Origin of the sequence: Streptomyces sp. NBC_00029 (assembly GCF_045160505.1) — a bacterium.
Taxonomy (GTDB): Bacteria; Actinomycetota; Actinomycetes; order Streptomycetales; family Streptomycetaceae; genus Streptomyces.
In genome coordinates, this window is the sequence record NZ_CP108292.1 from 35,939 (window position 1) to 51,366 (window position 15,428).

The 15,428-nt window shown below is 72.8% G+C and carries 10 protein-coding genes and 2 pseudogenes; 1 reads left to right on the plus strand and 11 read right to left on the minus strand.

Features of this window, described 5'->3' with window-relative positions; all coding sequences use genetic code 11:
* Window positions 1-335: 335 nt before the first annotated feature.
* The 5 genes and pseudogenes from OG753_RS00135 to OG753_RS00155 all read right to left on the minus strand — a co-directional run.
* Window positions 336-1,190 carry a PEP/pyruvate-binding domain-containing protein gene (locus OG753_RS00135; RefSeq protein ID WP_405786564.1) on the minus strand — a complete coding sequence of 285 codons (855 nt, stop codon included), beginning with the start codon at window positions 1,188-1,190 and terminating at the stop codon, window positions 336-338.
* Window positions 1,187-2,893: a PEP-utilizing enzyme gene (locus OG753_RS00140; protein WP_405786565.1), complete on the minus strand. Its 1,707-nt coding sequence runs from the start codon at window positions 2,891-2,893 to the stop codon at window positions 1,187-1,189. The genes OG753_RS00135 and OG753_RS00140 overlap by 4 nt, the downstream gene beginning before the upstream one ends.
* An 18-nt stretch (window positions 2,894-2,911) precedes the next feature.
* Window positions 2,912-3,535, minus strand: coding sequence for a TetR/AcrR family transcriptional regulator (locus tag OG753_RS00145; RefSeq protein WP_405786567.1), 624 nt, complete (start codon window positions 3,533-3,535; stop codon window positions 2,912-2,914).
* A gap of 289 nt (window positions 3,536-3,824) precedes the next feature.
* Window positions 3,825-5,300: an NAD(P)/FAD-dependent oxidoreductase gene (locus OG753_RS00150; RefSeq protein WP_405786569.1), complete on the minus strand. Its 1,476-nt coding sequence runs from the start codon at window positions 5,298-5,300 to the stop codon at window positions 3,825-3,827.
* 385 nt (window positions 5,301-5,685) lie between these two features.
* Window positions 5,686-5,982: pseudogene (locus OG753_RS00155) on the minus strand (HNH endonuclease); the annotation flags it as partial.
* A 121-nt stretch (window positions 5,983-6,103) separates the two neighbouring features.
* On the opposite strand from OG753_RS00155, the gene OG753_RS00160 reads away from it, so the two are divergent.
* Window positions 6,104-8,290 carry a HEAT repeat domain-containing protein gene (locus tag OG753_RS00160; protein WP_405786570.1) on the plus strand — a complete coding sequence of 729 codons (2,187 nt, stop codon included), beginning with the start codon at window positions 6,104-6,106 and terminating at the stop codon, window positions 8,288-8,290.
* A 69-nt stretch (window positions 8,291-8,359) separates the two neighbouring features.
* On the opposite strand, the pseudogene OG753_RS00165 reads toward OG753_RS00160, so the two are convergent.
* From OG753_RS00165 to OG753_RS00190, 6 genes and pseudogenes are all read right to left on the minus strand, one after another.
* Window positions 8,360-8,647: pseudogene (locus OG753_RS00165) on the minus strand (HNH endonuclease); the annotation flags it as partial.
* 404 nt (window positions 8,648-9,051) lie between these two features.
* A complete protein-coding gene (locus OG753_RS00170) occupies window positions 9,052-9,822 on the minus strand; it encodes a hypothetical protein (protein WP_405786571.1) in 771 nt (256 codons plus the stop codon).
* A gap of 1,067 nt (window positions 9,823-10,889) precedes the next feature.
* Window positions 10,890-12,134 carry an ABC transporter permease gene (locus OG753_RS00175; protein ID WP_405786572.1) on the minus strand — a complete coding sequence of 415 codons (1,245 nt, stop codon included), beginning with the start codon at window positions 12,132-12,134 and terminating at the stop codon, window positions 10,890-10,892.
* Entirely contained in the window at window positions 12,131-12,850 is a 720-nt protein-coding gene (locus OG753_RS00180) for an ABC transporter ATP-binding protein (protein WP_405786573.1), read from the minus strand. The genes OG753_RS00175 and OG753_RS00180 overlap by 4 nt, the downstream gene beginning before the upstream one ends.
* A gap of 83 nt (window positions 12,851-12,933) precedes the next feature.
* A complete protein-coding gene (locus OG753_RS00185; RefSeq protein ID WP_405786574.1) occupies window positions 12,934-14,427 on the minus strand; it encodes a peptidoglycan-binding protein in 1,494 nt (497 codons plus the stop codon).
* Between the two features lie 32 nt (window positions 14,428-14,459).
* Window positions 14,460-15,374, minus strand: a complete 915-nt coding sequence (locus OG753_RS00190; protein ID WP_405786576.1) for a hypothetical protein — start codon at window positions 15,372-15,374, stop codon at window positions 14,460-14,462.
* Window positions 15,375-15,428 lie beyond the last annotated feature (54 nt).

Here is a 15,428-nt window from a genome sequence, read left to right on the forward strand (position 1 = left end):
CACCGATGAGGACACCTACCGCGCCCGCGTGCGCGTCCCCGAAATCCACCGTCCACCAGTCCCACTTCACCAGCGCACACCACCCTCTAGCAGGCCCCCGTCGGCAGACCGGCCGGATCACGCCAGCCACCCTGCCCCGCCCGCGCACCCGCCCACACCGCGGCGGCCCTCAACAACCAGCGCGGTTGGATACCGGAGCCGGGTGCCGTCTGCAACTCGCCGATGACCTGCAGGCCGACTTGCGCTACCGGCCAGGTGGCACGTCGGGCTTCGATCTGTTTCAACCACAAGCAGTCCATGCTCGTCGTGAGTTGAGGTGGGCGGCTACACAGGGGTCAGTGGGGGGGCACGGCCCCGGTCATCGGCCGGCGCTGGAGCAGACGGAGACGGTCGGCGACGAAGGCCCACTCCAGGTCCTGCGTCCCGCCGAAGACCTGCTCGCAGCGGGCGGTGAGTTCCCGCAGGCTCTCCAACCGCGTCTCGTCGAGGCAGAGTCGGTGAATTCGGTCGGCGGGGACCGGGACCTGGCTCGTTCCGCCGGCCAGCGCGGGCTCCACGGCCAGGTCCTTCATGCCCGCCGTGCGCTCGATCACCCTGCCGTCGCGGCGGACCCGGTAGTGATCCGGTACGACCAGGCCGCTGACCACGGCTTCACCCAGGCCCCAACTCGCCTCGATCACCAGGACGTCGGAGCCGTCGAGGGGGTCTCGGGAGAACAGGACTCCGGCGCACTCGGGTACCACCAACTCCTGTACCACCACTGCCACTCTGGGCCGGCCGGGCAGCCCGAGCCGCTCACGGTAGGCGAGCGCGGCGGCCGAGTGCGCCGAATCTCTGACCGTTCGGACCGCCTCGGTCAGCCCGTCCGAACCCCGTACGTTGAGGCAGGTGAGGTGCTGTCCGGCGAAGCTCGCCCCGGCCGAGTCCTCGCCCAGCGCGGATGAACGTACGGCCAGCCCGCCGCCCTGCAAGTCGGTGGTCGACACGTGCAGGGCGGCGAGCGCCTCGTCGTCGCCTGCTGCGACGACGTCGACAAACAGCCATTCCAGAGCGATTCCTTCCGGTACCGGTAGACCGGCCCGGGCGGCAGCCGCGAGTTGTGAGGCCTTGCCGCCGTACCGGCTCTCGTCGGTGGCCAGGCGGAGCGGCACCGGGGCGGACCACGTGCTCGGCGACAGCGGACCGGTCATCGGACCACCGCCGCCTCTCCGGCCCGGCCGTCGACCCGCACCCGGGCGCCGTCGGGTATCACCGCCGTGGCATCCGTGCATCCGACGACTCCGGGGATGGCGAACTCCCGGGCGACGATGGCGGCGTGGGAGAGCGCCCCACCGCGATCGGTGACGATCGCGCCGAGCAGCGGCAGGACGATGTTGAAGGCCGTGGTGGTCGCGCCGGTGACCAGGACGTCCCCGGGCTGGATGCGCTCGAACTCGGGCACGCCGCTGATCACCCGTGCAGTGCCCTCGTACACGCCTGGGCTTGCGCCGAGCCCGTGCACGGTCCGCCCCTCGGTCCGCGCTGCCGGGTTACTGAACATGGCAAGGACGATGGCCCCGAGGGCGCGTTCCAGGCGTGCCGCGGCGGGCGGCAGCCAATCAGGCGGCAGTGGGTCGCCCGGGGGTGGACCCAGCATCGGCGGCGCGTCCGCGTACCGGGCGTGGTCGCGGTAGTGCGCCCGGGCGGCGAGTTCTGCGGCGTCGGGCCCGGAGCCCGTACGGACCAGGGCACGCAGCTCGGCGTAGCCCGCCTCGGCCAGGTGGGCGGGTGCGTAGATCCGGCCCTGCTCGGTGAGCCGTCGGCCGGCCGCCAGGATGGCGCGCCGGGTGAGGCCGATGGCCGGCAGGTCCGCGCACGACCCGCGCTCGTCGCGCAGCCGGGAGACCAACCGCGCCTCGGCGAGCAGCTCGTCGAAGCGGGAGCGGTGCGGCGCGGGTACGGCGTCGCGAAGGTCGGCCGCCGCGTCGGCGCGCTGGTCGGGGCGGGCGTCCGCCTGGGGCCTCGTCGAGGAGGAGACCGCCGAGCGAATGGCCGCGAGCACGACGGCGGGCAACTCCGCCACGCAGGGATCGCCCACGTCCTCGCCATTGACGGGGCGCCAGCCCGCTGTCTCCAGGTAGTCGGCAAGGGCGGTACTCGTACGTCCCGCGACGGCCCCCAGCGCCGCCAGCAGCTCCTGGGGTCGCGCCGGGGAGGCGAGCAGCTCGCTCGCCCGGGGGTCCGCTGCCACGGCGGCGGCCAGCTCGGCCAGTTCCTCCCGGTCCGCCAGCGGGTCGGGGCTCGATCCTGCCAGCGGGGCCAGGATCTCGCCGGTGGTACGCCCGGTCCACTCCTGACAGTGTGCGAGCAGATCGCCCATCGGCAGCAGTGCCGGCATGTTGAACAGGTGGTGCAGGTAGCCGGCTCGGCGCTGGTGCTCCCGGCATCGGTCGAGGTAGGCGAGCAGACTGCCGGTGTCGAGGAGACCGGGCTCGACCTGCTGCAGTTCGCGCCGCTCGCGCTGTAGCCCGGGTCTGACCTCCTCGTCCCATCGGCGCAGGTCCTCGCGCCACAGCTTGCGCTCGAAGACGGTCACGCTGGTCGCGAGCCTGGTGCGGATCTCGGGATGATCGGCGACAAGGCGTTCCCAGACCTCCCTCGGCGGGTGGTCCGTGGCGTCCGGCGGGGCTCCCAGCGGCTGCGGATGGTAGTAGCAGAAGCCGTTGACGAAGGCCCAGTCCAGCCGTTCCAGCAGCGACCCGTACCGGCGGAGGCTCTCTCCGAAGCCGCGATGCATCTCCTCGATGAAGATCTCGGCGTGGAACCTGGTCACCGGGCGGGTGAAGTGGGTCGGGTCCAGGAACCAGGTACCCGGCCCCGGCGGAGCGAAAGTGCGTTCCGTGGCGATGCTCATGGCTCTCCTCCTCGCCGGTCATCCGCTCGGGTGGCGTAGCGGGCCGTCCGGGTCTCGCCGCAGCTCGTCCGTGAGCACCCGCACCGCCCAGGCGGCGGCCATGCCGGCCTCCGCCCCGTCGAGCCCCGCCTGCAGCCGCATGGCCTGCCAGGCCGGGGCGCTCACCAGCAGGTACAGCACGGCGACCGCGCGGCGGCGGGCTACCGGGTCGGCGTCCGCCGTGAGCTCGGCCAGCGCCGCCTCCACCGAGTGGAACCGGTCCCCGCGGCCCTGCTCCCGCAGCGGCCGGGCCGCCTTGGAGTTCAGCATGGCGAGGATCAGTGGCGCGTGCTCGTCGTACGAGCGGTAGAGCTCCGGCGCCACGCGGCGCAGCCCGCCCAAGGTGTCCGGGTAGGACTGCGTGAGCACGTGCAGATTCTCCTGGGCCCACCCGCTCCAGTCCGCGAAGAGTGCCTCCCTGGTCGGGAAGTGCCGGTAGACGGTGCGGACGGCGACGCCTGCGCGCTCCGCCACGAGCGGGATGGTCAGCTCCTGGACGCTTTCGTCGGCGATGGCCTCGGTGAGCGCGGCGAGGATCAGCTGCCGGGTCTGCTCAAGCTGCCCGGCACGCAGCGGACTCTCGTACGCGCGCTTCTCTTTCATGGCACGTCGACAGTACTCCAATTCATGCCAAACTGTCGAGAAACGGTATAAATATTCCCAAGGAGGGATGGAGGCTGAGGGGGATGCTGGACGGACATCCGGCTCTCATCGGCTGCCTGGGAAGGTCGGTGAGCGCGAGGGCCGGGAGGTGGAACCGAGCGCGAGGATCATCGACGCGCACGCAGTCGGTGCGGGCCGCCACGTCAGTGCCGACCGCCTCACGCGGCCACGACGGCGCCAAGAAAATCCATGCGACCCCGGTATCTCCCGGGCGCACCCGCCGGGCCCTTCAGGCGTGGGCGCGGTCGTGGCGGGCCAGGTGGGCGGCGGCGATCTCGGCGAGAGCCGGGCCGGTGCTCTCGTAGGCGAGGGGGGCCAGGTCCGGGGGCGGGATGTAGCCCTCGGGCATGGCCGCATACGCGCGGTCCAGCAGGTCGGCGTAGCCGTCGGCCAGGGTCTGGGGCCATGCGCCGGTCAGCGGGGGACGCATGCGGGCCTCGGCGGCGAGCGCGGCGTGATGCGCGGCTGCCTCCGCGGCTGCCTCCTTCACCGTGAGATCGGAGATCAGCTCCCGGCCCGGGTCGAAGGCGGCCAGTACTCCGGGGAGCGGATCGTCGGTGGGAGTGGGTGCCAGGAGGGCGTCGGCGAGGGCGGCGGCGATCAGCGGGGAGGCGTGCAGGCCGTCGCGGTGCGTGCCCGACGCGACCCACAGGCCCTCGCGGAGGGTGGGGCCGATGACGGGGTGGCCGTCCAGGCTCAGGGGACGGTTCCCGTGATGGGTGTGGGTGATGCCGGCGCCGGCGAGGCGGTGGTCGAGCTGGCTGAGTGCGGCGTCGAGGAGGAAGCGCAGTGCTCCGGCGGTGGGCCGGGGGGGGGTGAGGGCGGGGTGGGCGCTGGCGCCGAGGTAGAGGGAGCCGTCGGCCTGTGGGACGGCGTGGAGGCCGCAGGCGTAGGCGCGGTTGGGTGTGCGGATCACGGCGGGCCATGTCTCGGGCCCTGTGACGGTCACCGCGGTGCCCGCCGCGGCAAGGACCGGGACGACGGGCAGGTCCGGGTCGAGGGCTTCGAGGATCGGGGTGGTCCAGGCGCCCGCCGCTACCACCGCGCGCGGAGCGCGGAAGACGCCGGCAGGTGTGTCGAGGAGGTAGCCGCCCTCCGGGGCTGCGGTGAGAGTGCCGGCCGGGGTGCGGATCGTGTGGGGCAGCGCGGCCAGGGCCGTGTCCAGGGTGGCGAGCCAGGCCCGCGCGTCGAGGAAGCCTTCCCCGGGGAGGTACCAGGCGCGCAGGGCACGGTCGTTGTCCAGCGGCCGATACCCCGGGATGCCCGCCGGCGTGGTCTCCTCGCAGCCCAGACCGTACTCGGCCGCCGCCTGGGCCACAGCGGTGAACGAGGCGTCGTCCAGGGCGGAGGAGACCGCGTTCAAGATCATGAATGTGCCGGTGCCGTATCCGTCGCGGTCGGGGGCGGCGGCGCCCGCAGCGGTGCGGACGCGGGCCCGCCAGGACGGCCAGAGCCCGGCCGCCTCGACCGCGAGGTCGGTCCGCAGCCGACCGTGCCGGGTCCGCAGCCCGCACTCGGTGACCTCACCCAGCGCGCCGAGCATCGCCCCCGCCGCACCCGACGCCGCGGCGTTCGCCGCCGCCCCGCCCGTATCGCCGGCCAGCACCACCCGGACCGAGGGCTCCGCCACCGCGAGCGCGAACGCCAGGGAACGGCCCACCACTCCCGCGCCGACCACCAGCACATCCGCACCCTGCACCGCCATGCCCCTACTCCCCGCGTCACAGCCCAGAACCCGGCTCCGGTCGGGCTCGCCCTCACCCGCCGCAGGGCGGCCTCGCGAACCAGGCCCTGAACCCTCCATCCACCCACCCCCGGCACATCAAGATCAAGACGACTCCCGGCCACCCCTGAAAGATCACCCGACTCAGCCCCTGAGCCGATACCCGACCGCCCCCGAGTGCTCTCCGCCCGGTCTGCACGAGCGTGGAGGGCGGTGTGTGGTGACTGCAGCTCAACGTCGAGGAGACCTCAATCGGGGGCCGCCATCGCGGCCCCCGCTCCTCCCCGGACGGCCTACAGGCAGTCGGCCGGCTCCGCGCCACAGGTACCCGCGTGCGGGCCGTACAGACTCGGCCGGCGGACAAGGCCTACGGGGCGGGGGTGAACTCCACGTCCGTGCCACCGCAGCCAGCCGCGATGTCCCACAGCCGGTCCTGCTCCGCCGCGGCGACCGCGAGGCCCCAGCGGAGCTTGGTCGCGGTCCACTCGGCGCCGTACCGGCACAGCGCATCCGCGGACGGCGGCAGCCACTCCGCCGGGTCCTGGTCCACCTTCGACCGGTTCGAGCGGGCCGTCACCGCCACCAGGGACGCCAGCTGGCCCTGGTCGTTCGCATACGCCTCGCGCCGCGCCGCCGTCCACGCGGACGCCCCAGCTGGCAGGGCGCGTCATTCCAAATGAGCGGTATTGCAGCCGCCTCAGCGGCAACGGCTCTGGCGGGCGAGATCTGGGTGCCCCCGCGACTGCTATCGCAGGGTGTCAGTGCTGCGCGGCATAGTGCCGGGCATGATCAACGACTTGGAAAGCATCAACTGGGCCTCCCTGGGACACGCCTACGGGCCGGCCGGTGATGTTCCGCAATGGCTGCACGACATGGCTTCATCCGACGACGAGATCCGGGAGAAGGCATTCAGCAGCTTCTACGGCGCGGCCCACCATCAGGGAGACGTGTATCCGTGCACGGTGGCCAGCCTGCCGTTCCTGTTCGGCATGGCCGACAGCCCTTCCACACCTGATCGGGCGTCAGTGGTTGCGCTGATCGTGAGCATCGGCCGTGAAGCCGTCGATCGGGACGAGGCCGGCGGTGTATGGATCGGCATCGACGGTGAAGAGACCACTGCCTACCAGGACGCCGCAGCCCTGATACGTGGACGCGGCGAGGTATTCGTCGGCTACGCCTGTGATCCGGACGCGCGGGTGCGTTCGGCCGCGATCGCGGGACTGGGGCTGTTCCTGGACGACGCCGAGCGGGCGGTAGGGGTCCTTCGGGACCGGCTCGACGCCGAAAACGGCACCATGGAGCGGCTGCTGGTGATCCGGACGATGGGCGATCTGGCGCTGCGGCTCCCGGCGGCTGGGAAACCAGCGCGGGCATGGTTCGACCTCCTCGCCGACGGCTCGGCGGTGGATGCCGACGTCCGTCTTGCGGCGCTCGTGCAGCGGGCTCGCTGCGTCCCCGAGTCCATCGACGACACCACGGTGCCCGCCGCGATCGCGCTCCTCCGCCGGATCACGCCGATACCCCTGCCCGAGGAGAGCACGGAAGCAAGCGAGAGCCCAGGGTCGACGGAGCTGTGCACGTGTGCTCTTGAGTCCGAGCCCGACCCTGGTGTTCCTGGGCACGTTGCTGCCGCCTTCGCCGACCTCGACCGCCGCGGCCGGGTCCACGCGCCCACGACGTCCATGCTGGTGACCTTCCACGAGGTCCTCGACGCGCGTGTCGAGGACCGGACCGCGCTGCTCTGCGAGCAGCTGCGCAGCCCGGATGCGGCCACCCGGTACGACGCGATCGACATGGCACGCAAACTGATCATCTCCTGGCGAGGAGACCACACTCCCCTGGTGCGGCTCCTCGCGGCGTGCCTGCTGCCACGCGACTCCTACACGTCGGCGGCTGCAGCCGAGGCGCTCGGGGACCTGGCCGAGCTTGCCGAACCGGCCCGGGAAGCCCTCGCCGCCTACGTCACCACCCAGCGCACCACACATCGACCTGATGCCTGGGCCAGCCCACACGCCGAACTTCGCCGCGCCCACCAGCAGGCGGTCCTGGCACTCGCCGAGCTCGGAGACGAGCGAGCCCTGCCCGGAATGCTGACCGCGCTGGACACCGGCATCGACGCCTGGCGCGCCGTGAACGCGACCGGCCAACTGCCCCAGGCCGCTGCGGAACTCACGCCCCGCCTCATCCGTCTCCTCGCCGACATCGACCACTCCCGCGAATGGCCCGATGTCAGTCCCACCTCTCTCGCGTCCGCGCTCGCCGCACTCGGCGACCCGGCCGCCGTGCCCGCACTCGCCGATGCCATCAAGGCCGCCGTCCAGCGGGGGCAGTGGCGCACGGCCGCGCCCATCTTGAAGTCGCTCGCCTCGTTCGGCCCCCGCGCCGTCACCGCCCTGGAGACCGTCCGCTCCCTGACCGAGGTGGAAGACCAAGGAACCCGTACGGCCGCGACCGGCGCCGTCTGGGAACTTGAGCGCCGCCCCGAGCAGGTCGTTCCGCTGCTGCAACACCTCCTCGACGACAGGCGGAACTTCGACGCGGTCAACCTTGCCGGCCGGATCGGCCCTCCCGCCGCGGCCGTGCTGCCCCGCCTGCGCCAGATACTGAACGACCAACTCGAACAGAACGCACGCAACGAGCAGGACGGTTCAACCGTGCTGAACGACTCCTGGACCCTGGTCCATGTGGCGTCCGCGCTCTGGGACATCAGCAGAGATGGGGAAGACCCCGCCGTCGTGCTGGCGCTGCTGGCCGCCTGGAAGGACAACAACTCCACCGCACGCCATGTCGTTGCCTGCCTCAACCGCATGGGCCCAGCAGCGCACCCCGCCCTCCCCCAGATCCAGTCCGCGCTCGCGCAGCCCCGCCGCGGAGGTGACCCCTGGGGATGGAACATCTCCGTCGACCTCGAAATCCAGCGCGCCTGCCAGTCCATCCTGACGCGTACGCAAGCCTCCCGGGCCACCTCCTGACCGCAGTAGCACCGCCACCGCAAGGCCAGGCCCAACGCGGTGACGGCCCCTTCTCCGCCAGCCCTCGACCTACGGGGCGGGGGTGAACTCCACATCCGTGCCGCCGCAGCCGGCCGCAATGTCCAGCAGCCGGTCGCGCTCCGCCTCGTCGACCGCGAGGCCCCAGCGGAGCTTCGTCGCGGTCCACTCGGCTCCGTAGCGGCACAGCGCGTCCGCGGCCAGCGGGAGCCACTCCGCCGGGTCCTGGTCGGCCTTGCTCCGGTTGGAGCGGGCCGTCACCGCGACCAGGGAGGCCGGCTGGCCCTGGTCGTTCGCGTACGCCTCCCGGCGCGCCGCCGTCCAGGCGGAAGCGCCAGCTGGCGGGGTGCGTCATTCGGATCGAGCGGTGTTCCTGTGCGTGTGGTTCACGGTGCTGTGGCGGGTGGTGCGCAGGGGGCTGTGCCAGGTGTTTCTATCGGACTGGGCGGGGGCCAGCGGCAGGCTGGGGGAAGGAGTTCTACGCTCCCTTGAGCGGCGTTAGGGACGCGTATGGATTTCACATGAGGCGCTGTGGTCGCCTCCGGGCAGGCGGGGCGCGGGGGTCACGGGGTCGCGCTGAACGGGGCTTTCCCCGTTACTACGAGGCCTGTTCGGCCCGGGACGGATGATGGATGGTGCGCTGGGCACAAGGCCAGGGCGGGTGAGGGGACTGGTCCCTCCGGTGCGGGGCCGCATCGGCGGCAGACCCATACTTTCTGCGGGCGACCGCCCGGACGTCCCGCTCACTGCTTGGTCAGGTGCAGCCCGTAGAGCGCGATGACTGGAGCCCTCCGGTCACCGCCGACGATACGGACCTGGACGTCCGGATGGCCCGGCAGGCACGCGTTCACGTTGTCACCATGCAGCCACATCTGGACCGAGGTCGACATCTGGGGGTAGTCAAAGACCCATTGGCCCCGTTCCGTGCACGTCCCGATCCGCAAGGTGTACTGGCCGCCCCGCCCGGGCTGCGTCTCCTCGGTCAGGGTCAGGGAGGCGGCGTCGTGCGGAGCGGTCCAGACCCCCGGATAGTCGGTGTACGGCCCGGCGCAGGAGCCGCAGGCCGCCACGACCAGCGCGGCGAGGGCGACCGCGGCCACGACGCGGGACGGCCCGCTCGGCAGCTCGGCTCTGTGGTCGGCGCAGATGACGGTGGCCACACACGAGGCGACCATAGCGACGACACACCAGCCGACCCACGGTCCCGATCCCGCCGCGCCCAGCACGATCAGAAGGGCCAGCGCGAGGATCCACGAGGCGGCCGCCCGCCACAGGGCCGTGGTGTTCCGCGGAAGACGCAGCGCCAGCACCGCGACCACGACGGGCAGGACCGCCAGCGCCAGGCCGAGCAGCACCGCGCACTCCTTGGCGAAGGTGCCTTCATATTCCGGCACCAGCACGGTGGTGTCCGCCAGGGCGAAGGCCCCCGACAGCCCCACGACCTCCACCGCGAGCGCCGACCACAGGACGACGGCGAACCGTCGGCTGGCCGTTCCGTCCCCCACCGCTGTCACCACTTCTCTCCCCACCCCAGCCCCCCCACATTTGAGCACGTTCAATTCCAGGGTGCATGGTACGGGACCCCGGCCCCCCGGCCCCCCGGCCGCGAGCCCAAGACCGCTGCCAGCAGTACATTCGGTGCGCCTTGGGCGCGGCCTCCCCACCGCTCCTGAGTCCGGACACTAGGCTCGCCGGCGCAGTGGGGCGGTGCAGGCGTAGGTCGGTCCTCCAAGCCGGGGCCGCGCTGCAAGACGTGGGCGGGGCACAGTCGTAGCGCACCAGGTCCGTCTGCAGCGCGCTGGCGGCCGCCGCCGGACCCGGGTACGTCCTCGAAGCCCACGCCCAGGCGCAGCCGCTGGACCCGCAGCGGCGGCGGAGAGCGCCGTGGTCGACGGCCCGGTCCGCGCTGACCTCGGCGACAAGGACGGGGCAGACGAGGGTGGTGTCGAAGACGACGGAACTGGGCCGCGCCGTGGCCGGCCACCGAGTGACGAGACCTGCGGCGCCGCAGGCGCGGGTGGCGGCCGGCGCTGCGACGCCTCGAACGACAACCGGCCCGCCTCGGCGTACCAGACGACGAGTTCGCCGTTGAGGACCAGGCCGTGCGGCGACTGCGCCTCGGCGGCCGCCCACCAGGTCCGGCCACCGGTCGTACACCAGCGCCCCGCGACGGGTCTGCACCAGCACGCTGCCGCCCGGGCCGGCAGCGGTGAACAGCAGCGCCCGATGACCGTCCAGCTTCTGCTCGTACGCCACCCCCGCCCGCAGTGCCGCCGGGCCCGGCACGGCTTCCGCCGCCTGCGCCAGCATCGGCTCCACCGGCGGTCTGAGCGTCACGGGGCCTCCCTCGCGGCTTGTCGGGCCCCCTCTTCCAGGGTCCGCCATCCACGCCGGAGGCGGCTCTGCAGGACGGCCGTCGCATCATCCATCTGAGGGGCGCAGCGGGCCCGTCGGAGGCGCCCTGCGGGGCGTGTCGCGGGACGCCCATCGCGAGGATGGCCGGCTGCCATGGGCGTGCCTGTTCACACCGCTGCTGGGCCCGGCACCTCGGCCGCCTCCTGAAGGGAGGCGGCCGTTCGCGTCAGCGGCGCAGCGCCTCGGCCGGCTGGATCCGGCTGGCCCGCCAGGCCGGATAGAGGCCCGCGGCCAAACCCGTGGCCAGGCCGACCACAGGAGCGGCGGCGACCGTGCCCGGATGGACGACGGGCGTCCAGTCGCGGGCGAGGGAGACCGCGACCACGGTAAGGGTGCCCAGGGACGTGCCCAGCAGACCCCCCAACCCGCCCAGGGCCCCCGACTCCGCGAGGAACTGGGCGGTGATGTGCCGGCTGCGGGCGCCGAGCGCCCGGCGCAGTCCGATCTCGCCGGTGCGCTCCATGACGGCCACGAGGGTCGTGTTGGCGATGCCCACCGCGCCGATGACCAGACAGATCCCCGCCAGCAGCAGGAACAGCTGGTCCAGGTCCGACGTGACGCTCTTGCGCAGGGACTTCGGGTCGGGCGGAGGAACGGCCTTGAGGTACTCGGGGTGGTCGGGGCGCAGTGCCATGGGCACCTCGCGGGCGATCTGCTGCGCCGCGCCCACCTTCGTGGAGATCAGCATGGAGGCGGGCGTGTCGGTCGGCGGCCCCCAGATCCGTTCCGCGGTGGTGCTCGGAACCATGACGGAGAGCAGCAGGTCGGGCTTGCGGTCGACGTCGTCGAGGATGCCGACGACGGTGAACGGCTCGTCGCCGATGAAGATCGCCGGATGGGTCCGCAGCGTCGTGATGCCGAGACGGGCGGCGATGCCCGATCCGATGACGGCCACGGGCTGGGCCGAGTCGGACAGGTACGCGTCGTAGGCGCGGCCCTGGGAGAGCCGGGGCCCCGCCGCCCGGAGGGCCCCGGGCGACAGGGCGATCACGTCGACCTGCGCGGCCGCGCCGGCGCCGACCGGGGACGAGCGCACGGCGGTGGCGCCGTTCAGCCGCACGGTCCAGAACACCCCTGCAGCCTCTACTCCGTTGAGCCTGTCGACGCGTTCGTCGGCGTCTTTGGGGAAGGCCGGCCCTGCAAGGTTGTCCACCTCGCGGGCGATGTCCACGACGGTCACCTCCGTCGCGGACAGGACGGTGAACCGTGCGTCGATCTGCGAGGACGTGGTGGCGGTCAGGCCGAGGACGGCCACGAACGTGCCCACCCCGAGGACGGTGCCGAGCGCTGTCAGGGCCGAACGGGCCGGGCGCTGCAGCATCCCGGCCACGGACTCCGAGAGCAGGTCGCGCCAGGCGAAGGTGGAGGGTTCGACGAGGCGGCCGCGGTGACGCCGGCGGAAGGCTCTCACGCGATCACCCGGTCTTCGAGGGAACCACCGAGGGAACCACCGAGGGAGCCGCCGGGCGAGTCTCCGAGGACGCCGTCGCGGATCGTCACCATACGGCTCCCGTGCCCGGCGGTCTGCGGGTCATGGGTGATGACGACCACGGTCATCCCGTCCGCGTTCAGCTCGTCCAGGAGCGCCAGGACCGTCCGCGCGTTGTGCGTGTCGAGGTTGCCCGTGGGTTCGTCGCAGAGAAGCAGCGACGGCCGGGCCACCAGGGCCCGGGCTATCGCCACGCGCTGGCGTTCGCCGCCCGACAGCCGGGCCGGTACGGCGTCGACGCGGTGCGCGAGGCCCACGTGGTCCAGCGCCTCGAGGGCGCGGGCGCGCCGCTCGGAGCGGGGCACTCCGGCGTACACCATGGCGAGGACGACGTTCTCCAGCGAGCTGCGCAGCGGGAGGAGATGGAAGGACTGGAAGACGAAGCCGATGCGCCTGCCCCGCAGGCTCGTGCGGTCGGCGTCCCCGAGGCTTCCGGTGTCGATCCCGTCGAGGAGGTACGAGCCCGTCGTCGGCGCGTCCAGCAGGCCCACGATGTTCAGGAACGTCGACTTCCCCGACCCGGAGGGGCCGACCACGGTGACGAACTCGCCGCGCCGGACAGTGAGGTCGCACGGCTTCAGCGCCTCCACCGGCGGCGGGCCCGGGTAGACCAGACCGGTGCCCCGCAGCTCGATCACCGGCGGAAGCGGGCCGGTCCCGGAGTCCGCGGGCGGTGCCCCCGGTGCCCCCGGTGACTCCGTCCCGGCCGGCCGGCGGGCGGTCACTGCGCTGTCCGTACGTCGACGCCCGTCACCACGGCCTCGCCCTCGTGCAGCGCACCGGGCTCCACCGGAACGACCTCCACGAAGCCGTCGCCCGTGGTTCCCGGACGCACCTCCACCCGTCGCTCGGAACCGTTCGCCGCGACGACGGTGACCGTGGTCCGGCCGTCGGCGCCCGCCGAGATCGCGGAGCCCGGAACCACCAGGGCCGCGCCCTCGGTGGACGCCGCCTCGACCGTCAGCCGCACGTCCTGGCCCGACAGGCCCGGATCCAGCGGGCTGTCCGGCCGGACCACGACGAGATAGCCCTCCCGCCCCGCGGGAGCGGCGCCCTCGCCCTCCGTGTTCTTGTCCGTGGCTTCGCTCTGCCCGGACTGCATGGTGTCCGCGACCGACAGGACCTTCCCGGTGACGGTGGTCCCGCTGAGCTCCGCGAGGATCCGGACCTTCTGCTGGGCGCGGACCATGCCCTTCTGGTGCGGCCGGAGCCGCCCTTCGACGACGAGCTCGCCCGCCGACATCGTCAGCACTGGTCCCGACACCGTCGAGCCGACCTTCACCGTCACCGAGGCCACACGGGCGGGGAACGCCTTCAGGAACACCACTTCGCCGGCCGGCAGCATCGGCCCGTCCGCCGCCCGGGCCTCGGACAGTGCTTTCTGCGCGTCGTCCAGATCCTCCTGCGCGCGGGTCACCGCCTTGCGGAGATCGCTCGTGGAGCCGCCGGTGGTCGCCTTGCCGCCGGCCGGTTCGGTTCCCGCGGTAGTCCCGGAGTTCCTCTGCAGCGCCTCCCGGGCATCCTCCAGGGCCCTCCGTGCGCCGGTGACGGTCTCCTCCGCCGCCTTCACGGCGGCGCCGCCGCCGTCTGCCTGGGCCGGCAGTGGGTCGTAGCCGATCGATGCGTAGAACGCGGTGAGAGCCGCCTTCGTCCCGGCGCCGAACACGCCGCGCCGGTCCGAGCCGGTGCCGTGCCCCGTCCGGCCCAGCGCATGCTGCAGCTGGGCCACGTCGTCGCCCTCTGCGCCCGGCTTGAGGTCCCGGTACACCGGAAGTCCGCCCTCCAGGGCGAAGACGGGGCGGCCCGACACCTCCAGGAGCACCCGGCCCGCGGCGACCGTGTCCCCAGCCGCCACCGCCACCTTGGTCACGACCGGCCGGGCGGCGCCCGCTCCGGCGTTGACCGCCGGCGTGACCGGAATCGTCTGGTCGGCGGTCACCTTGCCCCGCAGGACGAGGGTCTCCGTCAGCACCCGCCGCTCGACCACCGCGGTGAGCACGTCGGCGGGCGGCGGCCCCGCCTCCGCCGCCGCCTGCGCGGGTGACTTGATCACCGTGGACGCGCCGACGCCGGCCGCCGCGGCCAGCACCGCGCCCACCGCCATCGCCGCCACCCAGCGCCGCCGCCGCGACAGTCCGCTCCCGGCGCCGGGTTCCCCGGCGGCATCGTGCGGGTCGTCCGCGCCCGGTCCGCCCGCCATGAGTTCCGAGGACACGGCCCTCTCCTTCGCGCCGTCCGACTCCTGCATCAGCCCTGGCCGAGCGCGTCGGCCGCGTTGCGGAGCCGGGTCTCGTTGGCCTTCCTCGCCTCTTCGAGGGCCTCAGCGTTCGTCTCGATCGCGCGCTTCTGGTAGGCGGTCTCCACGGCCATCCATACGCCCGCGACGTTGTGCTTCTGCTTGCACTTCGCGTCGGCGGAGGCCACCGCCCGCTCCTTGTCGGTCGGCTCCGGCGTGGCGAACTCACGGTCGTTGTTGGAGTCCCACGGCCCGTCGTACGAGTAGCCCGCCTGGTCCATGCAGTCGCTCCACTGGGACCAGACGGCGCGGACCTGCGGGTCCCGCTCGGCCCGGCTCGCGTTCTCCACGACGAGCCGCTCGACCAGTTCGTCGGGGCCGGACGCGGCCTTGTCGGCCTTCTGCTGCCCGTTCAGCTTGGCCCGCTGGGTGAGCACGCACTGCCCGGCGGCCTCCTGTGCGGTGGCGGAGCCGTCCTGTCCCTGCTCCTTACCCTTCGCGCCCTGACCGGTGGTCCCGGTGACGTGGTAGCCGGTCTGGGATCCCTCCTCCGGGTCGAGCAGGCCGTAGCGGCGGCCGTTCCGGCTGCCCTCACGCACCGGGGGACGCTGCGGCGGAGCCCACGCGAAGCCCTGCTTCGTCATGCAGTCGGTGACGAGGGTGTCCAGGGCGTCCTGCACCTTCCGGGCGTCGCGGGGGCTCAACTGGTAGGCGTCCAGAGGCAAGGTCAGCTGTTCGGCGTCAGTGATCTTCGGCACCTGGCCGATGGCTATCGGCTTGCCCGGCGTGTCCGGGTCCGCTCCGCCGGCCTCCGCGGCAGAGCACCCGGTCAGCAGAACAGCGGTCGAGGCGAGAAGTCCCGCGTACGGCGCGAGGGAGGATCGTACGGAGCGGCGGGGTGCGTCGGGCACGGTGGTGACGTCCATTCGGAGGATGGGGGAGGGCGGGAACTGCAGAGCCGTCGCCGCCCCGCGCCGAGA